This is a genomic window from Paenibacillus durus ATCC 35681 (genome assembly GCF_000993825.1).
Classification (GTDB): domain Bacteria; phylum Bacillota; class Bacilli; order Paenibacillales; family Paenibacillaceae; genus Paenibacillus_AQ; species Paenibacillus_AQ durus_B.
In genome coordinates this window covers 2,110,272-2,135,043 of sequence record NZ_CP011114.1, presented here as the reverse complement: position 1 = coordinate 2,135,043, position 24,772 = coordinate 2,110,272, and the positions used below count along the sequence as shown (strand labels likewise).

Below are 24,772 nucleotides of genomic sequence, written 5' to 3'. Positions count from 1 at the left end.
GAAATTAACATTACCCGGAAGGGTGGTCAGCATGAGCGAATCGAATCAGGAGTATATCGTAATCTCGGGTGCGAGGGAAAACAATCTCAAGAACGTATCCTTGCGCATTCCCAAGCGGAAGATCACGATCTTCACCGGGGTATCCGGCTCCGGCAAGTCATCGATCGTCTTCGATACGATCGCCGCAGAATCCACGCGATTGCTGAATGAGAACTTCAGCATGTTCGTGCGAAATTTTCTGCCTCGCGTTCCTCAGCCGGATACGGACGCGATCGAGAACCTAAGCATGGCTGTTATTGTGGATCAGAAGCGGCTGGGCGGCGGTTCCCATTCCACGATGGGCACGATTACCGATATCTCTCCCATTCTCCGTCTTCTTTTCTCCCGAGTAGGTCAGCCCTATGTTGGACAAGCGCACATGTTCTCGTTTAACGATCCGCAAGGCATGTGTCCCGAGTGCAACGGGATCGGCCGCAGGCTGGGTGTCGACATGAGCAAGGCGCTGGACATGTCAAAGTCGTTGAATGAAGGGGCAATCATGCTGCCGGACTATAAGGTTGATAGCTGGGATTGGAACATGATCGTGCAGTCGGGGTCCTTCGATCCAGGCAAGAAGCTGAGCGATTATTCGAATGAAGAACTGGAGCAGCTGCTGTACGCCAAGGCGAGGAAAGTGGAGATGGATTTCGCTGGGAAGGCAGTGAATATTACTGTGGAGGGCGTCATCGAAAAGTTCACCAACAAGTACATCAAGCAGGATGTGAAGACGAAGTCCGAGCGCACACAACGAGCTGTTGCGCCGTACATCTCCGAGGGTCCCTGCTCCAGCTGCCGAGGCGCGAGACTCAGTCAGGCTACGCTCAGTTGCAGGATCAATGGACTCAACATTGCGGAGATGTCCTCCATGGAGGTCGGACAACTCATCCGCGTCATTCGGGAGATTGACGACGCGATCGCCGCGCCGGTCGTCAAGTCGCTGACAGAGCGGCTGCAGCATCTGGTGGATATCGGACTTGACTACTTGACGCTGGACCGTGAGACGGATACATTGTCCGGCGGCGAGTCGCAGCGCGTCAAGATGGTGAAGCACCTGAGCGGCAGTCTGGTGGATGTCACTTACATCTTCGATGAGCCCAGCATTGGCTTGCACCCCCGTGATGTACACCGGTTAAATGGATTGCTTCAGAAGCTGCGCGACAAGGGCAATACCGTAATTGTCGTCGAGCATGATCCCGATGTGATCAAGTTAGCGGATCATATCGTCGACGTCGGGCCTCACGCCGGCAGCCGCGGCGGTACCATCGTGTATGAAGGAAGCTTCCAAGGCCTGTTGGAGACAGGTACGCTTACAGGCACCCATATGAAGCGGCCGCTCCAGCTGAAGCACGATTGCAGGCAGCCAACCGGCAAGCTGTCCATCAAGGATGCCCTACTTCACAACCTGCGAAACGTGAGTGTAGATATTCCAACCGGAGTGCTGACAGTAGTTGCGGGTGTCGCCGGCTCGGGCAAGAGTACGCTGATTAACGAAGTATTCCTCAGCCAGCATCCGGATGCGATCGTCATCGACCAATCGGCGGTAGGCGTGTCAACACGCTCGAATCCCGCGACCTACACGGGCATTATGGATGATGTGCGCAAGGCGTTCGCTTCCGCGAACAAGGTGAGCCAAGGCTTGTTCAGCTTCAACTCCAAGGGGGCTTGCGAGAACTGCCAAGGGCTGGGTGTTGTGTATACGGACCTTGCATTCCTCGACAGCGTGAAGCTGCCATGCGAAGTATGCGGAGGTAGACGGTTCAAGGAAGAGGTACTCGCGTACAAGCTGAACGGCAAGTCAATTGCAGAAGTGCTGGAGATGACTGTGGAGCAGGCATTGGATTTTTTTCAGCTAAAAGAGGTTGTGCGCAAGCTCCAGGCGATGAGTGATGTGGGGCTGAACTATATTACACTTGGTCAGCCGCTCAGCACGCTCTCGGGCGGGGAATGCCAACGCATCAAGCTGGCGAGCGAGCTGCATAAAAAGGGCAGCATCTACGTGATGGACGAGCCGACGACCGGCCTGCATATGTCAGATATCGGGCACCTTCTGCGGATTATGAACCGCCTCGTGGATGCCGGCAATACGGTGATCGTCATCGAGCACAACCTCGATGTGATCAGCCAAGCGGATTGGATCATCGATATGGGACCGGACGGAGGCAGCAAAGGCGGCCATGTGGTGTTCGAGGGCACACCGGCGCAAATCATCCATGCGGAGCAGTCGATCACGGGAAGATACTTGAGGTAATGCAACAAGGAAAACATATCGTATATAGTGTGTGACACCAAATGTGTCGGAGGACAGGAACAAATCGCTTAGAAAGTCGCCTAAATGGCGGCTTTTTATTTTAAGGAATCAAATTAAAGAACCTTACAGTTGGCTGTGAGAATCCAAATCTGCACGACTCCCATAATGAACCATTCGTGCGACAGTTATTAGTTTACTCAAGGATACCATGCAACTATTTGGTAAGTATCTGTGAATAAAGTGCCTACTTACTAAAATGAACCACGACTTCTATAATAAGAAATGTAATCAAGACATTAAGCAAGGAGAGGAACTTAACATGAACAGATTTACAATTCCGCGAGATATTTATTACGGGGAGAATGCTTTAGACATATTGAAAACTTTGAGAGGCCATAAGGCCGCTCTGGTCATTGGTGGAGGTTCCATTAAGAAGCAGGGTCACTTGGATAAAATAACACAATTGCTTGAAGAAGCAGGCATGGAAACTCTTCTCATTGAAGGTATAAATACAGAACCTACTGTAACCATGGTCCAATCTGGAGCTGCACAAATGAGAGTGTTCCAACCTGATTGGGTGATTGGTATAGGTGGGGGCTCTCCGATGGATGCCGCAAAAGCAATGTGGCTATTCTATGAGTATCCGGAACTGACATTTGAACAAGCTGCTGTTCCTTTTTCTTTACCGGAACTTCGGACCAAGGCCAGATTTATTGGAATTCCAACAACCAGCGGCACAGCTGCGGAGATCTCCAACCTTTCCGTCATTACGGATGAGCAAACTGGAATTAAATATCCATTGGCAGATTTCGGGCTTACTCCAGATATTGCTGTAATTGATCCGGTTTTGGTTACCGATATGCCTCAACATATGATCGCTTACAGCGGCATGGATGCAGTAACGCATAGCTTTGAAGCTTACGTGGCCAAACCACGCACTATTTTTACCGATGCACTTGCTATAGAAGCAGCGGAGAAACTGAAGGATCACTTGCTCGCTTCTTTCAAAGGGGATCTAGTCTCCAGAGAGGAAGTTCACTATGCTCAGGCTATGGCGGGAATGTCATTTGCCAATGCTGTTTTAGGGAATGTGCACAGTTTAGCACACAAGAGCGGTCCCATCTTTAATATCCCTCATGGATTAGCTAATGCAATCTATTTGCCATATGTGATCCAGTTTAATAGAAAAGTAGTAGAAGAGCGTTATGCTAACCTCGCCACTCGCCTGAATTTGAAAGGGAAGACGAAGCAGGAATTAACAGATTCCTTAATTGGCTGGGTGCGTAATATTAACCGTGAAATGGGTATTCCGGGTACATTGCAAGAGTTTGGCATTGCAGAAGCTGAATTCCTCAGTCATGTAGAAACAATGGCTATAAATGCAATGAAAGATCCATGCACAGGGACAAATCCGCGAGAAACTTCTACTTCACAAATGAAGAAATTATATGAAGCCGCATTTTATGGCGTAGACGTTAATTTTTAAAAGCTAGAATTATCTAATACTTGAAATATATTAAACCTGTAAAGGGGTGTCCCAAAAGCCATGCAATGGCTTGGGACACCCCTTATTTTTGGCGTAGCTGTTCTTTTTTCATCCGATTTACTGTTCACCGGCTTTTTCGGGGTATATTGGCAGGTATCGGAGATAATATTAATCAATATTGGATTATTTCCGCAGCTCCAGAAGCTCCTGATTTGGGTAATGGATTATTTTTGACTTCCGCTAACCTGGGGACAACCGTTGGTGCTGCCTTCCCAGGTAAGAATTTATATATCAAAAAGGCCAGGTATTTTCGCTACCTGGCCTTTACTTTTTTGCTGTTATGTATTTTTCTATCTAACTTAATCAACAATTACTATTGATTTGTGGAGTAATCAACAAATTGCGTTCATTTAACCATTGAGAGTATTGTGTTTCTTTTTTATGATTATATACAGTTGTTGATTAATCATCAACGGTCCTTTTTTTGTCGGGGTCAAAGGACAGCAAGATCGTTACAAAAAAGTTTTCAAACCAAAAATAAGAAAGGATGATTTTGAAATGAAGAAAAAACCTATTATCAAGCGAGGTCTCCAATTACTCATAGTGATGGTACTGGCCGTGCTTGTATCCACGAACACTGTTTCATCCGCGACCACCGGTTCACCCGCAGCAAATAGCCCGGTATGGGACAAGACCTTTCCTCAAAACAACAAGGTAACTGTTGAAAAAGTCTCATACAAGAACAGACTTGGCATTAACATCGTTGCGGATATGTATCGTCCTAAAAACGTGAAAGGAGCAAAGAAATCTCCCGCAATCATTGTCGGCCCCCCGTTCACTGGCGTGAAGGAACAGACGGCCGGCTTGTATGCCCAGGAGATGGCATCACGGGGCTTTGTAACCCTGGCCTTTGACCCCTCCTACACTGGAGAAAGCGGCGGGCAACCGCGTAATATTGCTTCTCCGGACACGTTCGCCGAAGATTTCAGCGCCGCCGTGGACTTTTTAGGCACACGCTCGTTTGTGGACCGTAACCGTATTGGCGTCATCGGCGTTTGTGCCAGTGGCGGGTTTGCGGTCAGCGCTGCGCAGATTGACCCTCGGCTGAAGGCCATCGCGACAGTTAGTATGTACGACATGGGCCGCGCCACCCGTGAGGGATTGGGGTTAGCGGTAACACCGAACGATGTAATGACCAAGGAAGAACAGATCAAAGCTCTTGAAGAAGCCGCTGAACAGCGCTGGATCGATTTTGAGAGCGGACAGATAAAATACGGCGGCGGAACTGCAGTGGAACTAAAACCCTCAGCAGAAGCAGCAGTCCGAGAGTTCTCTGAATACTACGGTACGCCTAGGGGATATCACCCCCGCTCATTGCCTTACAGCCTTACCAGCAGAGGGGCGCTCGTGAACTTCTACCCGTTCGAGCATATTGATACGATTTCTCCGCGTCCAATTCTGTTCATCGCAGGCGAGAATGCCCACTCCAGATACTACAGCGAAGACGCATACAAGCTGGCGGGCGAACCAAAGGAACTCTATATTGTTCCAGGCGCAGGGCATGTGGATCTGTACGACAAAATGGAGTACATCCCGTTCAAAAAGCTCGAGTCCTTCTTTAAAGCAAATCTGAAGTAAAAATAAGGCTTGATTGAAGATCGCAGAGAGCTTTGCATGCCAATGGTACTTTGAGTGAAACGCTGTGTGAATCCCGCATATCTTGTCGGGATTCACACTTTTTTCTGAATAGAACTTATGAAAAATTATCTTGGTAGGGATGTGACTCTATGAAATGTTTAACTACAAAATGGTATTGTCTGGCACTCTCATTCCTGCTTCTTCTCAGCCTTACGGCCTGCGGAAGCAGCAGTCAAAATAGCAGCACACAACAGCCTACTCCTGAGATTCAGGAACCGTCCACTGTTGCGGACGAAAATGATAACACGGATGAAGTGACAAATGTACCGGAAGCAGGGACTTCCAAAATCTTGGTTGCCTATTTCTCCCGTATTGGCAACGCTAATCTTCCCGACAACGTGGATACAATATCCTCAGCAAGCTTGAATAACACAGAAAATGGCGTGCAGGGTAATACCGAAATACTTGCGAAAATGATCCAAAAGTCTGTGAACGGCGACCTGTTCCTTATAGAAATGGAGGATAAGTACCCTGCTGAGTATAGCATCATCGAACGTCAGGGTCTGGAGGAACGTGATGCCAAGATCCGACCGAAACTGGCTTCCCATGTGGAAAATATGGATTCCTACGACGTTATATACCTCGGCTATCCTAACTGGTGGTTTGATATGCCTATGGCACTTTACAGTTTCTTGGAAGAATACGACCTATCCGGAAAAACGATCGTACCATTCAACACAAGCGGCGGCAGTCGTTTTTCGCACACTATAGAAACCATACGCGAGCTGCAGCCTGGAGCCACTGTTTCAGAAGGCCTTACTATCAGTCAAACTCTTCCTGACGGCACGGAGGACGAGGTAACAGATTGGCTGTCTAAGCTGGGGCTGCCTGAATAAACCATTCATCTAAACAGAAATGTGATTTTATATTTCGCAGTGACAATTGATAATAGAAAGTTGGGTGATTATGAAGAGATTAACAGGGATAGGGTTGGCTTTTATACTGATACTTGGAATGACTGGATGCACACAATCAGTTCCCTCTGAAACCGAACAACTGAATTCTGAAATGCCGGAAAATACCGCCAGGCCCAGCACACAGGGCAATGAGAGAACAGAAACTGAAGAAGTACCCCAGGAACAGTCAAATAGCAGGAGTATCAAAATGACGCTGGAAGGTGAGGAAATGACAGCAACGCTTTTTGATAATGCTACAGCAAGAGATTTCATTTCTATGCTTCCTGTTACGCTGACCTTTGAGGACTTTGCGGGCAGTGAAAAAATAGCTTATCCGCCGCGAACCCTCACGACGCAGAATGTTTCGGATAGACACGCCGTCGAGACCGGGGACATTACTGTGTATGTCCCTTGGGGGAATATCGCTGTTTTTTATAGGGGAGGTGGCGAACCTAGCTCCGATCTCATTCACATAGGGAAAATGGACGGAAATGGCATAGATAGACTTGCGGCTATGGATGGCAGCTTTTCGGCTACGTTTGAAAGATTTTCTGAAATAAAAAGGAGCTTCTGAAATGACACCGAGAAGAACATTTCAAATCATCATGGATATTACAATGACCGCTATGCTGCCTGTACTTATGGCTTATGCTCTGGTTGGAGAAACTGCCCATGAATGGGTAGGGTTTGCAATGTTTGTATTATTTATCGTCCACAACATTTTAAATCGTAAATGGCATCAAAACCTTTTGAAAGGCCGCTATTCAGGGATTCGTATCCTTGGGACAGTGATCAATTTGCTGCTCTTTATAATCATGTTCTGTCTCCCGGTTAGCGGCATTATGATGTCCCGCCATGCGCTTGTATTCCTTTCTGTCAGCAGCGTTGCAACTCTGGCAAGAATGATGCACATACTTGCTTCCTATTGGGGCTTTGTTTTGATGTCGGTACATCTGGGGCTTCATTGGGGGATGCTGATGGGCGTTGCACGAAAAATCATCGGTATCAAGCAGACTTCCAGGAGTCGCACTGTTATTCTGCGTGTAGTGACTGTTTTGATCGCCGTATATGGAATTTATGCCTTCATGCATCGGGAAATCGGTTCCTATATGCTGCTCCAAAATCAGTTTGTATTCTTTAACTTTAATGAGCCGCTGATTCTGTTTTTCGCGGACTATCTTGCAATCATGGGCCTGTTTGTTTGTGTTGGTTATTACGTTTCAAAATTGCCTCACAGAATAAATGCATTCAAAAGAATGCTAACGAAAGAAACAGCATCGTAATGCCCTTACGATTTGTGGTAATTCTTCTATCTACTTTTCGGTATGGTTCGGTCATCAAGCTCCCGTAAAGATAATCAACAATAATTAATTATTTGCTGAATAATCAATCAATCTTTATTTTTTTTAAGTGAAGTCAATGTTGGGCATTATACAAAGAAATGTTTTCAAAACAAAAATAAGAAAGGGTGTTATTCAGTATGTCAAATATTCAAGAAAAAGTAGTTATTATTATGGGTGCGTCTAGTGGGATTGGTGAAGCTACTACCAAGAAACTTGCACAAGACGGAGCAAAATTAGTCATTGCGGCTCGTCGTGAAGATCGTCTAAAAGCTCTTGTTGAATCTATACTAATCTTTCCAATAACTCTCCAACTTTTTCTGCCATGACACGAGGCGGATAAGGCATTCCATTCTTTAACCACCATTCAACTACCCCTACGTATGCATTAGCAACAAATTCAACAACTACATCTTCATTTTGACCAGCATTTTTTCCTTGTGTGATGTCCACATCTTTCCTGAATTCTTCGATATTAAACTGAAGGAAGCGACTACGAAAATACGAAGCTCCTTCACTTGCTAACATCGTTGAAAAGAATAAAAAATTATTCTCAAAGTATTCCATGCAGTGAACAGTCGATTCTAAAAAATCCATTTCAGCTGCCGATTCGCAAAAATCACTCATATTGTATATATGTTCTTCCATGATCTTATCTAACAGGTCAAATTTATCCAGGTAATGAAGATAAATAGTACCCCGGTTCACATTTGCCCTGTCGGAAATATCTTGAATGGTAATGGTATCAAAACTTTTTTCAGTCATCAGTTCAATAAGAGCTTTCTTAATGGCTTCTTGGCTTTTGGCTACTCTTCGATCAACTTTCATTGTTAGGCCACCAGACTTTCTATAGATTGAAAGCAGCATCTTTCAATTTTTTATTATAAACGAATGTTGTTTAATCAATCAATGGTGATTTTTGTGGAGTAATGCGTAAGGCGACTGAAAAATAAAGTAATAGACCGGGAGCGGCATTAAGCTAAAGGGCAGGTAAAATAAATTATAATGTTTAGAAAAGAGAAAAACTGAAATGTGATAACATCAGATTATTCCTATATAAAAGGAGAATAAGTATGAACCAAGACGAGTTTTTTATGAAAGAAGCAATCAGGCTATCTAAACTTGCGGTTGAGCACGGTAACGAACCTTTTGGAGCGATATTGGTTAAGAGCCGGGAAATTGTATATTCTAATGAAAACCAAATTTATTCTGCAACCGATCCAACGTTTCATGCAGAAGCAGGGTTGCTGCGGAGATTTTGTGCAGAAACCCATATTACCGATTTACGTAAGTACACCTTATTTTCGAGCTGCGAGCCTTGTTTTATGTGTTGCGGCGCATTGGTTTGGACAAAGGTTGGGCGATTGGTTTATGGTGCCAGCGATATAGATCTGTGTAATCTACTGGATGAACAGGGAAGTCATTGCAGTCAAATTGTATTTGAAAATTCTCCCCATAAACCGGATATTACAGCGGGCATATTACGAGAGGAAAGTTTGAGTGTATTGGCCAGCTATTTTTCCCACAACACAAAAGGTTAAAAAGCATACTTATGGTTTATTTTCAATTCGAAAAATATTAAAAATTTGAACCTGCCGCAGAAAACGGCAGGTTCTGTTATTTTAAGTGTACACGGTTATTTTCCAATGTCGAAGGAACAAAGGAGTCGTTACATTACTAGGGAGGGCACTGCATTCTATGCTTCATTTAAATCTTTTTTAAAGTTAGCTTTTTTGTGCTCAATAAGAGCCAGTTGTGCCTCAATCTCGTGTTTTTTGGCTAAAAGTATTTCTTCTTGGTTTAAGACAATGGAGTATTTCTCTTTCAGTTCCATTTTAACTTCCCTTGAGAGGCCGAGATAATGGCGAATCATGTCAATTCCCATTCCTGTGCTTCTCATACATTGAACCATTCTCAATCTCATGATTTGATCATCAGAGAACAGGCGGATATTATTCTTATCTCGCGCTACACCTTGCAGCAAACCGATATCTTCATAATAGCGGATTGTTGGTTTGGGTAGGTTTGTTATTTTTGATACTTCCTTAATTGAGTATTTGGGTTCGGTTCCATAAATAAATTCTTCCATATTTCTCTCCTATATCACTTAGTTCAAGTTACTTGAATGTACAAAAATTACGTTAACATATGAGTGGAAGAAGAACAAGTCATGCTTATTAGAGTTAAATAGATAGTTTCCACGAAAATTTTTTAAAATAATATTTGACTTCAAGTTACTTGAACTGAGTATAGTGATTCACGAAGCAAGCAATCATAAATATCGCATAGGAGGTAAATGGATGAATGGGAATGCAGTAATGAAACTTATTGACAAGGTATATATCAATGGAGAATTTGTAAAACCCGACGGAACGGAGCGAATGGATATTATCAATCCGTCGACAGAAGAATTAATTGGGTAGGTGCTGTTGGGAAATGAAACAAATACAAGAAAAGCGATCGCAGCCGCGAAAGAAGCATTTAAAACTTTCTCACGAACATCAAAGAGATATGACGATTGCCAGAGAAGAAATATTTGGACCCGTACTATCTATTTTAACGTATCGAACAGAGGAAGAAGTGGTAGAAATTGCAAATGACACAGAGTATGGATTAGGTGAGAGCTCCCTATGGTGGCTTTAAACAATCAGGAATCGGGCGTGAGGGTGGCATATTTGGCCTCGAAGAATATCTCGAGCCTAAAACCATAATGAGTTCTAATTTGGAAGGATAACAAGATATGCGCAACGCCATGAACGTTGACGTAGATCCAAAAAAAACACTTACGGTTCCTTATTCTATTAATACGAGGAGTGACATCCATGAATGACGCTAAGATGAATGATGCTAAGATGAATGATGCCAAGTACGCCCTGGTCACGGGGGGCAACAAGGGGGTGGGGCTGGCCACGGTGCGCCAGCTGGCCGAGCGAGGCATGACCGTTCTGCTCGGCAGCCGAGACGCCCAGCTCGGAGCCGACGCGGCCCAGGAACTCGCCGAGGCTGGCCTCACGGTGAAACCCCTCCAGATCGACATCACGGACGATACCTCAGTCACGACCGCAGCCGAATACGTCCGCAGCACTTTCGGGCGCTTGGACGTGCTCGTGAACAATGCGGGCGTTATCGTACGCAAGCAGGCGACCGAGGTGACCGCCGAGGGCATGCATACGGAGTTCGAGACCAACGTCTTCGGTACGGTCCGCGTTATCCACGCGATGCTTCCGCTGCTGCGCGAATCCAAGTCGCCAAGGATCGTCAACGTCTCCAGTGACTCAGCCATGTTCGCCAGGGCCACCGAGACGGGGTCCATGTTCGCCCGCTCCCACGAATCGTTCTCCTACTCGGCGTCGAAAGTAGCATTGAACATGTTGACCGTCAAGTACGCAAACGCCTTCCTCGACGACCCTGCGCTGGCGCATGTGAAGATCAATGCCGTGACGCCCGGATACGTCGCAACCGACCTGAACGGTTTCCGTGGTGTACTCACCACGGAGGAGGGAGCACGCGCCTCGGTGCACTGGGCCACCGTCGGCGACGAAGCCCCGACGGGCGGTTTCTTCGACGAAAACGGCCCAGTGCCCTGGTGATCTGCTGAACTTCACGGTCCGAAGGTCCCCTGCTGGCTGTCGGGCGGTGTGCGGATTACTGCCGCGCGGGACGCCAGACGCCCGACGCGCGACCAGCCGCACCTCCAGTCGGGAGCGGTGTGCGTGTGCGGTACCTCAGGTGCGGCGTGGGGTAAGATCGCCGGTTATGCGCGGCGTATGGTCCCGGAGGCCTTGAAGGGACGTGCTCTGGCCATCGCAATGGTAGGAACACCAATTGCGTTGACCTTTGGCGTACCGTTCGGCACCTTGCTCGGCGACTTCATCGGCTGGCGCGCCATATTCGGACTCATGTCTCTTCTGGCTCTTGTTTTAATCGGCTGGGTGTTGTGGAGGGTACCTGATTTTCCGGGTCAACCTGCAAACCAGATGAAACAGGTTCGGAATCAAAACCAGTCTGGCACTGATCTTAGTGACGGACTGGTTTTTCTTTTTGCAGAAACTACGATAGGTTCTTCTCTAGCATCATCCCCACTTGTTCTTCCATGGCATCTGGCGGATAGGGCATTCCATTCGTAAACCACCATTCCACGAGTCCTACGTATGCTGGTGCGAAAAATTGTACAATAACCTCCTCGCTTAATCCGCTCTTTTTCCCTTCGGTCATTTCCCATTCATTGCGTATATCCTCGATAACAAACTCAAGGAATCTTTTGCGAAAAAATGGAGCTCCTTTACTAGCCAGCATCACCGAAAAGAAGGAATATTTCTCTTCAAAGTATTTGAACCAACTGAAATTGCCTTCTGGAGAAGTCGATTCAGATTCGCAAATTTCTCGGAGTTCATTGATGTGCTCTTCAATGAGCTTATCCAACAAGTCAAATTTATCCTTGTAGTGATGGTAGACCGTTTTACGATCAACGTTTGCTCTGTCGGAGATGTCCTGGACAGTTATCTGATCGAAGTCCTTTTCTGTCATCAATTCAACCACAGCTTTTTTTATCGCTTCTTGAGTTTTGAGTATTCGCCGATCCACTTTACGCATGCGAGCGACACCAACTTTCAATAAAATAATCCACAATATATTTGTTTCTGTTACTTATTCCGCAAAAGCGATCCATTTGGTCATTGCAGAAATGGTCATACAGATATAATAATACACATGTGGGGAATAATCCATTTATGTGGAGTAGTTATTTTGATATTTAATCTTACTCATGAGAATTGGAGGATAACTTGTAGTGGTTAGACAGAATAATTTGCTTATACTTATTTTGACAGTAGGGGTTTTTGGGATATTAACTACTGAAATGGGGATCGTAGGTATATTACCTGTAGTCGCTGAACGGTTTGATATCAGTGTTACCGAAGCGGGGTTGCTAGTTAGTCTCTTTGCATTGGCGGTTGCAATATCTGGTCCCATCCTGCCGTTATTGTTTTCAGGAATAAATCGCAAGAAGGTCATGCTGCTTGTACTTGGTATTTTTGTTGCCGGTAATATTGTCTCTTTACTAACATCGAGCTTTACCATTTTGCTTATTGCTCGCATAGTTCCGGCCTTTTTTCATCCCATTTATTGTGCTTTGGCTTTGACGGTAGCCGCTACTTCCGTTAGCAAAGAAGAAGCTCCAAAAGCTGTTTCTAAAGTAATATTAGGAGTAAACGCAGGTATGATTCTTGGCGTGCCAATTACTACTTATATAGCCAGTGTAACTTCTGTAGAAATGGCCATGTTATTCTTTGCTATTGTAAATGCGCTAGCACTAATAGCTACATTGGTTTTTATTCCTTCAATGCCTGTTAAAGAAAGACTTACTTATGGAACTCAAATCGGCGTATTAAAAAAGCCTATCATGTGGGTAGCTATTGCTACAGTCGTATTCATTGGATCGGCGAATTCGAGTATAAATAGTTTCATTGCGGAATATCTGGGTGCAGTTACCCATATATCGGGGACAACCCTTACTTTTGCATTATTTATATTTGGAATAGCAAGTCTCGTCGGAAATTTTGCGGGAGGAAGATTCCTTACCAAAAATGCTATGAGAACGGCAACATTTTTTCCCATTGTATTAGGGCTATTTCTGATGTTGTCGTTCCTTACAGGGAAGTCCGTTGTACCCATGTTGATAACCCTTTTGTTTTGGGGGATATTATTTGCGATAGGAAATAATGTTAGTCAATATTGGATCTCCTCGTCTGCTCAAGAAGCACCTGACTTTGCTAATGGAATGTTTCTATCTTGCAGTAACTTGGGGGTGACGATTGGAACCTCAGTAGGTGGGTTATTTATCTCAGGGATGGGTGCCCAATATATCGTAATAGCTGGGGTTCTTTTCTTGATCATGAGTTTGGCATCTATTCTTCTTAGAAAATATATGTTTAATCCCTCTACACAACAAAAAGCTGCTGGTTCAAGAAGATAGATAAACAAGCTAGCAAAATGAAGGGGGTGTCCCAAAAGCCACAATGGCTGCTTGGGACACCCCTTGTTTTTGCGTAAGATAAGAGTAGGCACTTGGGTGGACGCTGCGCGAACGGACCGTTGTTCCAATCGCTGTTGTCTCCAGATTTTATTTATTTTCCTCAGCGGTAAAAATCCGGAGACAAAGGCGACCGCTACCGCTTTTCCACAATCGTTCCGTCCTCTCCGCTACTTAAGTGGGGAAAGTTTCTACAATCTACTACTATGTTTGCTTTCGTATCGATCCGAGGACCGGAGGCGAAATTGCTGATGAAGCTTCGGATGTGTTATAAGCATTTTCGCCATGTATGCTTGTATCCAGTCCTGTCCATTCTTCTTCTTCGGTTACGCGCAGCGAAGTAAACAGGGAGATTGCCTTTAAGATAATAAATGTTCCTATCACGGCCAAAAGAACGGCAACAATGACATCGATCGTTTGCGTGACGACCTGCATAGGGTTTCCGTGAAGAAGACCGTTCGCACCTGCCGGGTTTACATCTTTGCTGGCGAAAATGCCGGTTGCGACTGCTCCCCATGCTCCGCCGATTCCATGAAGGCCGAATACATCTAAGGAATCATCGTACTTCAGTTTCACTTTTAGCACATTCAGCGCCCAATAACAGATAACGCTCGCCACGCCGCCAATGATCATCGAAGACATAATGGAGACGTAACCGGCAGCGGGCGTAATTGCAACAAGGCCGGCAATACCACCTGAAACGGCTCCGACAAGCGTCGGTTTTTTGCGAAGTGCCCACTCCATCACCAGCCATATGACACCGCCGGCAGCAGCCGCAACTTGTGTCGTAGCAAAAGCGAGCGAAGCAAGTCCCCCGGATGCAAGCGCACTGCCGCCATTAAACCCGAACCACCCAAACCACAGGCACATCCCACCGATTAGAAAGAACACGAGATTATGCGGCGGAGGTGCCTGTTCACGGTATGCCCGGCGTCTTCCGACGATCAGCGCCGCCGTCAGCGCACTGACGCCGGAGAGAATATGGACGACCGTTCCTCCCGCAAAATCGAGCCCGCCCAGCTTGGATAGCCATCCGCCGCCCCACGTCCAATAAGCCATTGGAGCATAAACGACCGTTACCCATAGAGCGGAGAAGAAGATCCAAACCGAGAAACGGATACGTTCGACGACGCCTCCGGATATAATCGCCACTGTGATCGAGGCAAACATCCCCTGGTAGATCGCAAATATAAGATGAGGGATCGTCAGTCCTTCTTTTGCATCCTGGCCAACCTGATTGAACCCCAGATAGTCGAATCCGCCGAAGATGCCCCCGACTCCGGAGCCGAATGCAAAACTATACCCCCACAATACCCATACGATCGTGACGACAACAAAGGAACTGAAGCTATACATGATGGTCGAGACGATATTCCGGTGCGTTACTAATCCACCATAGAATAGTGCGAGACCGGGCATAAACATAAACATGACAATCGCGGTAGAAATGAGCAGCCAGGTCGTATCTCCCGTATCGACGGCCGGCGCTTCACCAGCAGCGAACACGGTAATAGGAAATGAGGTTAAACAAAAAACGAAAAAGGATGCCATGGACAAGAGCCATTTTTTCTGCTTTAACAGCATGGTTTATTCCCTCCTGAATGATGTGTTATGTTATATGACTCAATTATTACAAGATATTGTACTTTTCCAAAATGAGCTTATCTCATCATGCGGGACAATCAGAAAATTTTCTGACTATAAAAACTGAACTAAATAACCACTCTTGGTAAATATGGGCAATAAAATTAGTGAAAACGCCCCTTTTCCCACATTGTGAGAAAACCAAATAAAAAATCGCAGTTTCTCATAATGCGGGATAGAGGGCTGTAGCGAGTATGATTTATTACATAAGATGGTCACATGAGTTGACATCAATAAATTAAAAAGTGAGGTTAACGAGATGACACAATTAACGGTAGAACTTGGAAAACACCCCTTGGAGCCGCTTAGCAAGGAAGAAATCTTGGCAGCTGTAGCCATTCTGAAAGAAGAACAACAATTGAGCGCTGCGGATCGGTTCGTGTCGGTAATGTTAAAGGAACCCAGGAAGGAAGTGGTCCTCGGCTATTCCGCTGCGGAGCCGTTTGACCGTGAAGCTTTCATTATTGTTCTAAATAGCATAGACAATGCTACTTATGAAGCGGTTGTTTCTTTAAGCCAAATGAAGGTCGTGTCGTGGAAGCACGTTCCGGGCGTCCAGCCGATGATCATGCTTGATGAGCAAGTGGAATGCGAGGAGGCTGTCAAAGCCAGTCCGGAATTCCAGGATGCGCTGGCACGTCTGGGCATCGAAACGCCGGAGCTTGTGATGGTTGATCTTTGGTCGCCGGGCAACTGGGGAACGGAAGAAGATGCAACAGTGCGTCTGGCCCGTCCGCTTTGTTTTCTGCGCAGCGACGAGAAGGATAACGGCTACGCCCGCCCGCTGCCGCTCGTGCCGATCGTGGATCTGAATACAATGGAAGTGCTGCGGGTGGAGGAATACGAATACACGAAAATCCCGATGCAGGAATTCAATTATACGCCTGACCGCGTAGGTCCGCTGCGCACCGGCATCAAACCGGTTGAAATTACGCAGCCGGAAGGGCCGAGCTTTACGATTGATGGTCATGAGGTGGAATGGCAAAACTGGAAATTCCGTATCGGCTTCAACGCCAGAGAAGGATTGACGATCCATACGGTAACGTACCAGGATCAGGGCCGCGAGCGTCCGGTTATGTACCGCGGCTCCTTATCCGAAATGGTTGTCCCGTATGGCGATCCGGGCCCGATCCAAAACCGCAAAAACGCCTTTGACAGCGGGGAATACGGAATTGGTCAGCTCGCCAACAGTTTGGAGCTTGGTTGCGATTGCGTCGGTTACATCAAATATTTCGATGGCGTCATGGCAAACAGCAAAGGCGAATTGATGACGATCAAAAATGCGATCTGTATGCATGAGGAGGACTTCGGCATTCTCTGGAAGCATACGGATTGGCGGACCAATGATGTCGAGGTAAGACGTTCGCGCAGGCTGGTTGTCTCCTCTATCTCTACGGTTGCGAACTACGAATACGGCTTTTTCTGGTATTTCTATCAAGACGGCAACATTCAATTTGAGGTCAAGCTGACGGGCATTCTGTCAACGGCGGGCTTGCATCCGGGTGAAACGCCGAAATATGGCAACCTGGTAGGACCAGACCTGTATGCGCCGAATCATCAGCATTTCTTCAATGTACGTATGGACATACAAATCGATGGCAATGACAATTCCGTTTACGAAGTGGACGTAGTCCCGGAGGAGCTTGGAGAAGGAAACCCCCGTGAGAATGCATTTTATGCGAAATCGACGCTGCTTGAAACGGAGCAGAAGGCAATTCGGGACATTAAGCTGGAAACAGCTCGTTACTGGAAAATTGTTAATGATAACGTCAAGAACGAGCTGGGCCAATCGGTTGGCTACAAAATCGTGACTGGCGAGAACTGTTTCCCGTTCGCATCGAAAAACTCAAGCCTGTTAAAGCGTGCGGGCTTCATCAAACATCATTTGTGGGTCACGCCGTACAACGAAGACGAAATCTACGCAAGCGGCAAATATCCGAACCAGCATATTGGCGGAGAAGGCTTGTCGTCATGGGCGGAACAGGATCGGCCTGTTGCCAATTCGGACATCGTTGTCTGGTATACGATGGGTCATACGCATGTTCCCCGTCCTGAAGACTGGCCGGTTATGCCTACCGCGTACATTGGCTTCATGCTGAAACCGGTTAGTTTCTTCAATCAAAGTCCGGCAATCAATCTTCCGCCGATGCCGAAGAAAAACTACTGCAGCAGCGCGGTCAAAACGGACGGCTGCCAGAGCTAAAGGAGTGATGGATGATGCTGCAAAAAATCAGGTCCATGGGCAAAGAAAGTAAATTTTCTGCCTTGTCGGTGTTATTCCTCGTGTCGGTCCTCCCGCTTCATCTTGTCCATGGATTGACAGTCACTATGTTGATGGGAGCATCAGCGGACTTGCAGATGCATGATCACCATCATATGGCTGGAAGCGGCTCAAGTTTGATGCAGCTGCTTATGATAGCACTCTTTATAATCAATCTAATAAGCATGTATTTTGCTGTAAGACAGCTTGCCCTGGCATGGAAAAAGCGGGGAAGCGGCACGTTTCACACCTATTTATGCAGCGCGGTTTCAATCGGTGTATTAGCTATGGGAGTATATACCGTACTGTCGTTATAATTAAGTAGCAGACAACCCATCTTCCAGTTTCTGGAGCATGGGTTGTCTTTTTGTAGAATCTATAACTGCGCCGGTTTTTTATCTAATTTTTTAATGAATTTTCCCGTTATTCGGGAAAGTGCATAGGTGCGGCCAAATACTTGTGTTATAATCATGTCATAAATAGTAACAGAGAAGAGGTGGGTTTGATGTGCGGTGTCATTTCAAAGACGATCCAGATACTAGATATCCTTGTTCCTCAGGGGAGCGAAAAGGAGATGAGTGTTACTGAAATCAGCAGGGAACTGGATATGCCTGTCCAAAGTGTTCATCGGATTTTAAACTCATTGTCGAAGTATGGATTTGTTGCTCAAAATCGTAATAACAGAAGGTACAAGCTCGGTTTATCCGTCATGAAATACGGTTTTTTGATGTGGGATAGTCTTATGCTCCGCTCTGTATCCAAGCCTTATATGGAGGAGCTTTCGCAAAAAACGAATGAGACCGTCTACTTGGCTACAAGGGAAAACGAAGAAGGGGTGTATATCGATTGCATCGATTCCCCGCAAATCCTTAAAATATCGGAACCGATCGGTCTCAGGCTGCCGCTGTTTATTGGAGCTTCCAACCGCGTTATTTTGGCTTATTTGCCCCAAAAGGAACGGGAGAAAATATTGTCGAACGTGGATTGGAGCTCCGTTCCTTCGCTGAAGCCGCTGACGCGGGACTATATCGAACAGGAAATTGAGATCATTCGCCAGCAGGGGTTTGCCGTGACATCCGGAGAAGCGACCGATGGTACGACAGGTATCGGAGCGCCGGTTTTCTCCTACGATAATACGGTTATCGGTTCCATTAATTGTGCAGGCCCCTCGTTTCGTTTTACCTCGCAAAATATCGAGAAGTACAGCTTTTATGTCAAAAAATATGCCGAAATGATTTCGAAAGAACTCGGGTTCCGCACTCCATACCGACTTAAAGAAAAATAGTGTTATACACCTTATATGGACATCCGTTTTAAAGAAACGGAATTGTCCTTTTTTATTGTAAAGTTGGAGGGAGCTCCCCTCAAAAAGAACCTTGACTTACAGTTGACTCTAAGGCTTATACTTCCACAAAGACGGTCAGGAAAATGGAGGAAAATAATGAATTACACAATCGGACAGTTGGCTGAAAAAATGAATATTTCTGCATATACACTACGTTACTATGATAATGAAGGGCTGTTGCCCTTTGTAAAGCGCAATGCAAATGGAGTACGGATGTTTGATGAATCAGATTTGGAATTTTTGCATGTCATTCATTGTCTAAAGAAAACAGGAATGTCAATCAAGGATATTCGGACGTTTATTGGTTGGACGATGGAAGGGGATGCATCAATCCAGCGACGTTATGATATGTTTCAGGAGAGAAAAAAGGAGGTTGACCGGCAAATAGCAGAATTGGAAGTCTACCGTGAATGTATTGAATTTAAATGCAGGTATTACCAAACAGCATTGGAGGCAGGAACAGAAGAGGTACATTGGAGTAAAGACAACCAAGCACCAGACATAGCGCTTAGTAAAATAGTAAATTTAGAAAGCAAGGAGGGATCACGATGAAAATTGTTGTGATTGGTGGAAGTGGTCATATTGGAACCTATCTCGTTCCTAAGTTAGTCAAAGCAGGACATAAGGTAATTAGCATTACTCGTGGACAAAGCAAACCCTACAAGGAAGATGCTGCTTGGAGAGATGTTGAACAGATGACTCTTGACCGAGATAAAGAATCGGAAGGAGAATTTGAAAGAAAAATTGCTGCAATAAATGCAGATGTTGTTGTTGATTTAATCAACTTTTCGCTGTTAGATACAAAATGTATGGCAGAAGCCCTGAAAAATACAAATCTCTCCCACTATATTTTCTGCTCCTCTATTTGGGCGCATGGTAAGTCAACTGCTTTGCCAGTAATTGAAGACCAGCCTAAATTTCCGTTAGACGAATATGGTATACAGAAAGCGAAAAGCGAGGAGTACCTACATAACCTTTACCGGCAGGAGGGTTTTCCAGAGACTGTTATCATGCCAGGACAGATTTCAGGTCCAGGATGGGTTATTATGAATCCAACTGCCAATCATGATTATTGGATTTTTGACAAAATCCGGCGTGGAGAAGAAATTACACTTCCGAATTTTGGTATGGAAACATTGCATCATGTGCATGCAGACGATGTGGCGCAGGTTTTCTTTAATGCAATTACTCATCGGAAATCAGCCTTAGGCGAGAGTTTTCATGCAGTAGGTGCAGAATCTATTACTTTGCTGGGTTATGCACAAGCGATGTACCGTTATTTCGGGCAGGAGGAAAAAATTAAGTTTCTTCCGTGGGACGAATGGTGTAACTATACAAACGATAAGGATTATATTGATCGGACATACTATCATATCGTCCGCAGCGGTTATTATAGTATTGAAAAAGGAAAACGCCTGCTTGAATATTATCCAAGACATACGCTTTTGGAAACCGTGGAAGAAAGTGTTGCCTATATGGTGGAACATCAGTGGTTTGAAATTGAATGACATCGCAAGTATACTCCCAAGAAAACCGCGCTCTGCGCGGTTTTTTATTATGGATGCATGAATTATTTTAGACAAAGTACTATAATTAAAGTATTACCTTGACAGACATAGTAATATGTCTTATCATGCTGGTGTGGAGGTGATTGAATGAGCGAGAACAAGATCACATCCGACCTGTTGCGCGGACATACGGATACGATGATTTTACGGCTCTTATCCGAAGCTGATCGTTACGGTTACGAGATTGTCAAGCTGATTGCCGAGCGTTCGGGCGGCGAGTATGAATTAAAGGAAGCCACGATGTACTCCAGCTTCCGGCGGCTTGAAGCAGACGGCGACATCGAGTGGTATTGGGGCGATGAATCACAGGGCGGACGGCGCAAGTATTTTAGGATTACCGAAAGGGGCAAGGAGACTTACGCCCGTAACAAAAGCAATTGGGAGTATGCAAAGCGCGTGTTAGATAACTTATTATAAGGAGGTTTGATTTGATGAATCAGAGATTGACGGACTATTTGAACGGCGTTTTTACGCCATACGACGGGGTAAAAAGCGTCACCGAATTAAAGGCCGACCTGCTCTCCGATTTACAGGAACGGTATAGTGAACTCAGAGCTGAAGGTAAAGACGATGAAACAGCGTTTAAGATGACTATTGAGAGTATCGGTGACATTGAGCAGACGATTCTGGAGGTCGCTAACCTCTCCCGCTCGCTGGAACGGCAAGTACTGACAAACTTTAGCGCAAGCAACCTGGCGAAAAGCGACTTTGCAGGCGTTACGGCCCATAAAGGACAGTTTAAAGGTAGCGCGTTGCACGGTTCCGACTTTTCGGGCGCAGATTTGACCGGCAGTTCGTTTAAGAGCAGCGACGTACGAGAAGCCAATTTTGACGGCGCGAATCTGACGGACTGCAGCCTATCCGCGCTTGACCTGGCAAATGCAAGCTTCAATAAGACGATCCTCGTAAGAACCAATTTCAGCAAGTCGGGGCTTGACGGAGCCAAATTCACAGGCGTAAAACTAACCGACGTGACGTTAACGATGACCGATCTTAGAAAAACAATTTTCGAAAGTTGTTTATTTGATGGCGTCAACTTCAAATATTCCGACCTTCGCGGGCTATGTTTCGACGGGCAAACTTTTATCGGTGTTACGTTTGACAAAGCGGCATTAAACGAAGTTTCGTTCAGGGGCGCTACACTCAAAAATGTATCATTTCAGTCTGCGTTTACCTTGTCAAAGAAGTATTATCGCGCAATCAAAACCATCTGTTTTGACGGAGCAACGATGGATAAACTGACCTTTGCTCTGCTCAAAGGCATGGAAGCCGATTTGTCAAAAGTTACTGTCATTTAAGGGAGGTAATCCGATGCAAACCGTGCAAACCAAGTCCATTCAAGTAAAAGGACTGCAAAAATCCTACAAGCAGCATCAAGTGCTGAAGGGCGTAGATTTCGAGGTGGAAAAGGGCAGTATTTTCGCTCTCCTTGGTTCCAACGGGGCAGGCAAGACAACGGTTGTCAAAATCCTCACTACGCTGCTCAAACCAGACGGCGGAACCGCAGCCATAAACGGATTCGATGTTTCATCTAAACCCGATCACGTGCGGCAGGCGATCAGTCTGACCGGGCAATTTGCCGCCGTGGATGAAATTTTGACTGGACGGGAAAATCTGATCATGATTGCCAAGCTGAGATACCTCAAAAACCCACGCCAGGTTGCGGAAGACGTGTTAATACGCTTCGGCCTGACAGACGCTGCAGACCGCAGAGTGTCTACTTACTCGGGGGGGATGCGCCGCAGGCTCGACATCGCCTTGAGCCTTGTGGGAAAACCGCAAATCATTTTTCTAGATGAGCCGACCACCGGGCTTGACCCGGAGGCACGGATCGAGGTTTGGAAGATTGTCAAGGAGCTTGCCGACGGCGGGACGACAGTACTTCTCACCACACAGTATTTGGAGGAGGCCGAGCAGCTTGCCGACCGGATTGCCATTTTGCACGAAGGCAGGATTATCGCGAGCGGCACGCTCCCAGAGCTAAAAAAGATGTTCCCGTCCGCAAAGGTGGAGTATGTTGAAAAACAACCGACATTAGAGGAGATCTTCCTCGCAATCGTCGGCAAACAGGAGGGATAGTAAATGGAGGCGGCAAAGAAACATTTCTTCATCGATATTAGCGTTATGCTTGGACGTTCCATGCGTCACATTTTCCGCAGTATGGACACCATCATCACGGTCACCCTCATGCCGATCGCGTTTATGTTGCTATTCGTCTATGTGTTCGGCGGCGCAATTCAAACCGGAACGGATAACTATGTGAATTACCTCTTACCCGGAATACTCCTTATGGCTATTGCCAGCGGAATATCCTACACGGCTTTCCGTTTGTTTACCGATGTGCAGAGGGGCATATTCGAGCGTTTTCACACCATGCCGATTTCACGTTCCGCCTTGCTTTGGGGGCATGTGCTGACTTCGCTGGTATCCAACGCCATATCGGTGGTCGTCATCATTCTCGTAGCGTTGACTATGGGTTTTCGTTCGTCCGCGGGAGTGCTGCCATGGCTTACCGTAGCCGGCATACTCGCGCTGTTTATTCTGGCCTTAACTTGGGTCGCAGCAATTGCCGGACTGTCCGCAAAAACGGTCGATGGCGCGAGCGCCTTTACCTACCCGATTATCTTCCTGCCATTTATCAGCTCGGCATTTGTGCCAACCGAGTCGATGCCGACCGTCGTTCGCGTCTTTGCCGAAAACCAGCCGGTGACCTCGATCGTAGAAGCCATCCGCGCATTGCTGTCAGGTCAGCCGCTCGGCAACGATATATGGATCGCTCTCGCGTGGTGTGTTGGAATTATGCTCATGGCTTATATCTTTGCAATGAGAGCGTATAAAAAGCGAGTATGATAGTCCTACAAAAGGACTTCAACAAGCGGCGAAGGAATTGATCCATCGCCGCTTAAGTTAATGTGCATTCATCACAGTGAACAACAAATGCGAACCTGCCCCCCTTCACATCGGCAGCCTATTAATCAAAAATTCCTATCCAACAATACCCCTGTCTGTTCTGCCATAACACGAGGTGGAAGTGGCATTCCATTCTTAAACCACCATTCCACTGCCCCAATGACAGCTGCCCCAAAGAATTGAAGAATAACCTCTTCGCTTAATCCTTGATTTTTTCCATCGGTTACATCCACCTCAACGCTATACTCTTGGACGACTAAGTCAAGGAACCGACTACGAAAATGAGCCGCGCTTTTTGTGGTCAACATTGTGGAAAAGAATAAATAATTACTCGCAAAGTATTCAAACCAAACATAATTTCCTTCTTTGAAAGTCATATCAGATGCAGAATGGCAAAGTTCACGGAGATTGCTTATATGTTCTTCGATAATCTTATCAAGCAAGTCAAATTTATCCGCGTAATGGAGATAGATTGTGCCTCGATTAACATTTGCCCTGTCGGAAATATCCCGGATTGTAATGTCATCGAAGTTTTTTTCAGTCATTAGTTCAAGAATTGCTTTCTTTATCGCTTCTTGAGATTTGAGTACCCGTCTATCTACTTTTGTCATTTCTAAAGTCCCCCTTCTTAAATAATAGGCAATTATTTATGGTTTGTTGAGTAATCCACACATCGCGAGGAACTGCCCATTGCAAGGATTTTGTTTCCGCTTAGAATTATAAACGCGGGTTGATTAAGCAATCAATGTTTATTTCGTTTGGAGTAGCCCATGCAAAATCATTTGAACCTCATTTGCCGTGAAGAGGAGAGGGAGGTGTTGCCGCTTTATAAGGAAGAAAAAAATCGGGGTTATGCCTACAGCCCGCTCGTGGGAGGAAGATTGGCTCGGGAGGCAACAACGCATCGTACCGGAACCGATCAAGTTGCAAAACAAAAATATGATGCCACAGCAGACGCAGACCAGCTGTGGTAAACCGGGTTGCGAATCTTGCAGAGAACCACGGCGTTCGCCGCTTTCATATCGCACTTGCGTAGCTTGGAAGAACCGTATGTACCGCATCGAATCGTTGGTCATTTTTAAGTAAACAAGGAGGACAAAATTATGCCTGTGATAACAATTGAAGCAGCTAAATTAACTAAAGAACAAAAAAGAAAGCTAGTAAATGAACTTACCGCATCAGCTTCAAATATTATGAATATACCTGAACAAGCATTCTTTGTTTTCGTAAAGGAAAATGAAAGAGATAATATAGGTGTTGCAGGGCAGCTTTTAGCTGACAGAGATGACAACATTCATTGAAAAGTG

26 protein-coding genes and 4 pseudogenes are annotated in these 24,772 nt (G+C 45.9%); 25 read left to right on the top strand and 5 right to left on the bottom strand.

The window, feature by feature from the left end:
- The first annotated feature begins 31 nt into the window (after positions 1-31).
- The 8 genes and pseudogenes from VK70_RS09730 to VK70_RS27140 form a co-directional block, all read left to right on the top strand.
- Positions 32-2,287, top strand: a complete 2,256-nt coding sequence (locus tag VK70_RS09730) for an ATP-binding cassette domain-containing protein (RefSeq protein WP_046723216.1) — start codon at positions 32-34, stop codon at positions 2,285-2,287.
- A 319-nt stretch (positions 2,288-2,606) separates the two neighbouring features.
- Positions 2,607-3,773, top strand: coding sequence for an iron-containing alcohol dehydrogenase (locus tag VK70_RS09725; protein WP_025695625.1), 1,167 nt, complete (start codon positions 2,607-2,609; stop codon positions 3,771-3,773).
- 131 nt (positions 3,774-3,904) lie between these two features.
- A pseudogene (locus VK70_RS29495) lies at positions 3,905-4,153 on the top strand (MFS transporter); the annotation flags it as partial.
- Positions 4,154-4,331: 178 nt separating this feature from the next.
- A complete protein-coding gene (locus VK70_RS09720) occupies positions 4,332-5,411 on the top strand; it encodes an alpha/beta hydrolase (RefSeq protein WP_025695624.1) in 1,080 nt (359 codons plus the stop codon).
- A 149-nt stretch (positions 5,412-5,560) separates the two neighbouring features.
- Complete coding sequence (locus VK70_RS09715) at positions 5,561-6,307, top strand: flavodoxin (protein ID WP_025695623.1); 747 nt, start codon at positions 5,561-5,563, stop codon at positions 6,305-6,307.
- A 70-nt stretch (positions 6,308-6,377) separates the two neighbouring features.
- Positions 6,378-6,941, top strand: coding sequence for a cyclophilin-like fold protein (locus VK70_RS09710; RefSeq protein WP_025695622.1), 564 nt, complete (start codon positions 6,378-6,380; stop codon positions 6,939-6,941).
- A 1-nt stretch (position 6,942) separates the two neighbouring features.
- Positions 6,943-7,650 (top strand): DUF4405 domain-containing protein, encoded by a 708-nt coding sequence (locus tag VK70_RS09705; RefSeq protein ID WP_025695621.1) that lies wholly within the window; start codon positions 6,943-6,945, stop codon positions 7,648-7,650.
- 197 nt (positions 7,651-7,847) lie between these two features.
- Positions 7,848-7,997, top strand: a pseudogene (locus VK70_RS27140) (SDR family NAD(P)-dependent oxidoreductase); the annotation flags it as partial.
- Here the strand turns inward: VK70_RS27140 and VK70_RS09700 are convergent.
- Positions 7,993-8,535: a TetR/AcrR family transcriptional regulator gene (locus VK70_RS09700; RefSeq protein ID WP_025695620.1), complete on the bottom strand. Its 543-nt coding sequence runs from the start codon at positions 8,533-8,535 to the stop codon at positions 7,993-7,995. The pseudogene VK70_RS27140 and the gene VK70_RS09700 sit on opposite strands and share 5 nt — an antisense overlap.
- Before the next feature lie 245 nt (positions 8,536-8,780).
- On the opposite strand from VK70_RS09700, the gene VK70_RS09695 reads away from it, so the two are divergent.
- Positions 8,781-9,248 carry a nucleoside deaminase gene (locus VK70_RS09695; RefSeq protein ID WP_025695619.1) on the top strand — a complete coding sequence of 156 codons (468 nt, stop codon included), beginning with the start codon at positions 8,781-8,783 and terminating at the stop codon, positions 9,246-9,248.
- Between the two features lie 155 nt (positions 9,249-9,403).
- Here the strand turns inward: VK70_RS09695 and VK70_RS09690 are convergent, their stop codons facing one another.
- The gene (locus tag VK70_RS09690; protein WP_025695618.1) at positions 9,404-9,796 is read right to left on the bottom strand and encodes a MerR family transcriptional regulator; all 393 of its coding nucleotides are present in this window, start codon (positions 9,794-9,796) and stop codon (positions 9,404-9,406) included.
- 211 nt (positions 9,797-10,007) lie between these two features.
- Here VK70_RS09690 and VK70_RS29215 point away from each other — a divergent pair, with 211 nt between their 5' ends.
- The 4 genes and pseudogenes from VK70_RS29215 (at position 10,008) to VK70_RS29490 (ending at position 11,834) form a co-directional block, all read left to right on the top strand.
- Positions 10,008-10,130: a hypothetical protein gene (locus tag VK70_RS29215; protein ID WP_267885653.1), complete on the top strand. Its 123-nt coding sequence runs from the start codon at positions 10,008-10,010 to the stop codon at positions 10,128-10,130.
- 85 nt (positions 10,131-10,215) lie between these two features.
- A pseudogene (locus VK70_RS27135) lies at positions 10,216-10,441 on the top strand (aldehyde dehydrogenase family protein); the annotation flags it as partial.
- 88 nt (positions 10,442-10,529) lie between these two features.
- The gene (locus tag VK70_RS09685; protein WP_025695617.1) at positions 10,530-11,297 is read left to right on the top strand and encodes an SDR family oxidoreductase; all 768 of its coding nucleotides are present in this window, start codon (positions 10,530-10,532) and stop codon (positions 11,295-11,297) included.
- Between the two features lie 177 nt (positions 11,298-11,474).
- Positions 11,475-11,834, top strand: a complete 360-nt coding sequence (locus VK70_RS29490) for an MFS transporter (protein WP_411431702.1) — start codon at positions 11,475-11,477, stop codon at positions 11,832-11,834.
- On the opposite strand, the gene VK70_RS09680 is transcribed toward VK70_RS29490, so the two are convergent.
- Positions 11,758-12,300 carry a TetR/AcrR family transcriptional regulator gene (locus tag VK70_RS09680; protein ID WP_025695616.1) on the bottom strand — a complete coding sequence of 181 codons (543 nt, stop codon included), beginning with the start codon at positions 12,298-12,300 and terminating at the stop codon, positions 11,758-11,760. The genes VK70_RS29490 and VK70_RS09680 overlap by 77 nt on opposite strands.
- 196 nt (positions 12,301-12,496) lie before the next feature.
- On the opposite strand from VK70_RS09680, the gene VK70_RS09675 reads away from it, so the two are divergent.
- On the top strand, positions 12,497-13,681 hold the full coding sequence (locus tag VK70_RS09675; protein WP_046723214.1) for an MFS transporter: 1,185 nt from the start codon (positions 12,497-12,499) through the stop codon (positions 13,679-13,681).
- Between the two features lie 261 nt (positions 13,682-13,942).
- On the opposite strand, the gene VK70_RS09670 is transcribed toward VK70_RS09675, so the two are convergent.
- A complete protein-coding gene (locus tag VK70_RS09670) occupies positions 13,943-15,322 on the bottom strand; it encodes an ammonium transporter (RefSeq protein ID WP_025695614.1) in 1,380 nt (459 codons plus the stop codon).
- 319 nt (positions 15,323-15,641) lie between these two features.
- On the opposite strand from VK70_RS09670, the gene VK70_RS09665 reads away from it, so the two are divergent.
- From VK70_RS09665 to VK70_RS09625, 9 genes are all read left to right on the top strand, one after another.
- On the top strand, positions 15,642-17,585 hold the full coding sequence (locus VK70_RS09665) for a primary-amine oxidase (protein WP_046723212.1): 1,944 nt from the start codon (positions 15,642-15,644) through the stop codon (positions 17,583-17,585).
- Between the two features lie 11 nt (positions 17,586-17,596).
- On the top strand, positions 17,597-17,959 hold the full coding sequence (locus tag VK70_RS09660; protein ID WP_144415213.1) for a hypothetical protein: 363 nt from the start codon (positions 17,597-17,599) through the stop codon (positions 17,957-17,959).
- Positions 17,960-18,147: 188 nt separating this feature from the next.
- Positions 18,148-18,927 (top strand): IclR family transcriptional regulator, encoded by a 780-nt coding sequence (locus VK70_RS09655; RefSeq protein WP_025696767.1) that lies wholly within the window; start codon positions 18,148-18,150, stop codon positions 18,925-18,927.
- A 156-nt stretch (positions 18,928-19,083) separates the two neighbouring features.
- Entirely contained in the window at positions 19,084-19,539 is a 456-nt protein-coding gene (locus VK70_RS09650; protein WP_025696766.1) for a MerR family transcriptional regulator, read from the top strand.
- Entirely contained in the window at positions 19,536-20,495 is a 960-nt protein-coding gene (locus tag VK70_RS09645; protein ID WP_025696764.1) for an NAD-dependent epimerase/dehydratase family protein, read from the top strand. Before VK70_RS09650 ends, VK70_RS09645 begins: the two co-directional genes overlap by 4 nt.
- A gap of 147 nt (positions 20,496-20,642) precedes the next feature.
- Positions 20,643-20,972, top strand: a complete 330-nt coding sequence (locus tag VK70_RS09640; RefSeq protein WP_025696762.1) for a PadR family transcriptional regulator — start codon at positions 20,643-20,645, stop codon at positions 20,970-20,972.
- A 14-nt stretch (positions 20,973-20,986) separates the two neighbouring features.
- On the top strand, positions 20,987-21,853 hold the full coding sequence (locus VK70_RS09635) for a pentapeptide repeat-containing protein (protein ID WP_025696761.1): 867 nt from the start codon (positions 20,987-20,989) through the stop codon (positions 21,851-21,853).
- Positions 21,854-21,866: 13 nt separating this feature from the next.
- Complete coding sequence (locus tag VK70_RS09630; protein WP_036641262.1) at positions 21,867-22,634, top strand: ABC transporter ATP-binding protein; 768 nt, start codon at positions 21,867-21,869, stop codon at positions 22,632-22,634.
- 3 nt (positions 22,635-22,637) lie between these two features.
- The gene (locus tag VK70_RS09625; RefSeq protein ID WP_025696758.1) at positions 22,638-23,405 is read left to right on the top strand and encodes an ABC transporter permease; all 768 of its coding nucleotides are present in this window, start codon (positions 22,638-22,640) and stop codon (positions 23,403-23,405) included.
- Positions 23,406-23,530: 125 nt separating this feature from the next.
- Here the strand turns inward: VK70_RS09625 and VK70_RS09620 are convergent, their stop codons facing one another.
- The gene (locus tag VK70_RS09620) at positions 23,531-24,076 is read right to left on the bottom strand and encodes a TetR/AcrR family transcriptional regulator (protein ID WP_025696757.1); all 546 of its coding nucleotides are present in this window, start codon (positions 24,074-24,076) and stop codon (positions 23,531-23,533) included.
- 159 nt (positions 24,077-24,235) lie between these two features.
- On the opposite strand from VK70_RS09620, the pseudogene VK70_RS27125 reads away from it, so the two are divergent.
- Together VK70_RS27125 and dmpI are read left to right on the top strand one after the other, a co-directional pair.
- Positions 24,236-24,498, top strand: a pseudogene (locus VK70_RS27125) (aldo/keto reductase); the annotation flags it as partial.
- Positions 24,499-24,568: 70 nt separating this feature from the next.
- A complete protein-coding gene (gene dmpI, locus VK70_RS09615; RefSeq protein WP_025696756.1) occupies positions 24,569-24,766 on the top strand; it encodes a 4-oxalocrotonate tautomerase DmpI in 198 nt (65 codons plus the stop codon).
- The last annotated feature ends 6 nt before the right edge of the window (positions 24,767-24,772 follow it).

Bases quoted from the DNA above. Each gene is read 5' to 3' on its own strand.
- VK70_RS09710 (WP_025695622.1), top strand. From the start codon at position 6,378: ATGAAGAGATTAACAGGGATAGGGTTGGCTTTTATACTGATACTTGGA.
- VK70_RS09630 (WP_036641262.1), top strand. From the start codon at position 21,867: ATGCAAACCGTGCAAACCAAGTCCATTCAAGTAAAAGGACTGCAAAAA.
- VK70_RS09690 (WP_025695618.1), bottom strand. From the start codon at position 9,796: ATGGAAGAATTTATTTATGGAACCGAACCCAAATACTCAATTAAGGAA.
- VK70_RS09620 (WP_025696757.1), bottom strand. From the start codon at position 24,076: ATGACAAAAGTAGATAGACGGGTACTCAAATCTCAAGAAGCGATAAAG.
- VK70_RS09685 (WP_025695617.1), top strand. From the start codon at position 10,530: ATGAATGACGCTAAGATGAATGATGCTAAGATGAATGATGCCAAGTAC.
- VK70_RS09695 (WP_025695619.1), top strand. From the start codon at position 8,781: ATGAACCAAGACGAGTTTTTTATGAAAGAAGCAATCAGGCTATCTAAA.
- VK70_RS09705 (WP_025695621.1), top strand. From the start codon at position 6,943: ATGACACCGAGAAGAACATTTCAAATCATCATGGATATTACAATGACC.
- dmpI (WP_025696756.1), top strand. From the start codon at position 24,569: ATGCCTGTGATAACAATTGAAGCAGCTAAATTAACTAAAGAACAAAAA.
- VK70_RS09660 (WP_144415213.1), top strand. From the start codon at position 17,597: ATGATGCTGCAAAAAATCAGGTCCATGGGCAAAGAAAGTAAATTTTCT.
- VK70_RS09665 (WP_046723212.1), top strand. From the start codon at position 15,642: ATGACACAATTAACGGTAGAACTTGGAAAACACCCCTTGGAGCCGCTT.
- VK70_RS09640 (WP_025696762.1), top strand. From the start codon at position 20,643: ATGAGCGAGAACAAGATCACATCCGACCTGTTGCGCGGACATACGGAT.
- VK70_RS29215 (WP_267885653.1), top strand. From the start codon at position 10,008: ATGAATGGGAATGCAGTAATGAAACTTATTGACAAGGTATATATCAAT.
- VK70_RS09680 (WP_025695616.1), bottom strand. From the start codon at position 12,300: ATGCGTAAAGTGGATCGGCGAATACTCAAAACTCAAGAAGCGATAAAA.
- VK70_RS09720 (WP_025695624.1), top strand. From the start codon at position 4,332: ATGAAGAAAAAACCTATTATCAAGCGAGGTCTCCAATTACTCATAGTG.
- VK70_RS09655 (WP_025696767.1), top strand. From the start codon at position 18,148: ATGTGCGGTGTCATTTCAAAGACGATCCAGATACTAGATATCCTTGTT.
- VK70_RS09635 (WP_025696761.1), top strand. From the start codon at position 20,987: ATGAATCAGAGATTGACGGACTATTTGAACGGCGTTTTTACGCCATAC.
- VK70_RS09645 (WP_025696764.1), top strand. From the start codon at position 19,536: ATGAAAATTGTTGTGATTGGTGGAAGTGGTCATATTGGAACCTATCTC.
- VK70_RS09730 (WP_046723216.1), top strand. From the start codon at position 32: ATGAGCGAATCGAATCAGGAGTATATCGTAATCTCGGGTGCGAGGGAA.
- VK70_RS09725 (WP_025695625.1), top strand. From the start codon at position 2,607: ATGAACAGATTTACAATTCCGCGAGATATTTATTACGGGGAGAATGCT.
- VK70_RS09625 (WP_025696758.1), top strand. From the start codon at position 22,638: ATGGAGGCGGCAAAGAAACATTTCTTCATCGATATTAGCGTTATGCTT.
- VK70_RS09670 (WP_025695614.1), bottom strand. From the start codon at position 15,322: ATGCTGTTAAAGCAGAAAAAATGGCTCTTGTCCATGGCATCCTTTTTC.
- VK70_RS09700 (WP_025695620.1), bottom strand. From the start codon at position 8,535: ATGAAAGTTGATCGAAGAGTAGCCAAAAGCCAAGAAGCCATTAAGAAA.
- VK70_RS29490 (WP_411431702.1), top strand. From the start codon at position 11,475: ATGGTCCCGGAGGCCTTGAAGGGACGTGCTCTGGCCATCGCAATGGTA.
- VK70_RS09650 (WP_025696766.1), top strand. From the start codon at position 19,084: ATGAATTACACAATCGGACAGTTGGCTGAAAAAATGAATATTTCTGCA.
- VK70_RS09715 (WP_025695623.1), top strand. From the start codon at position 5,561: ATGAAATGTTTAACTACAAAATGGTATTGTCTGGCACTCTCATTCCTG.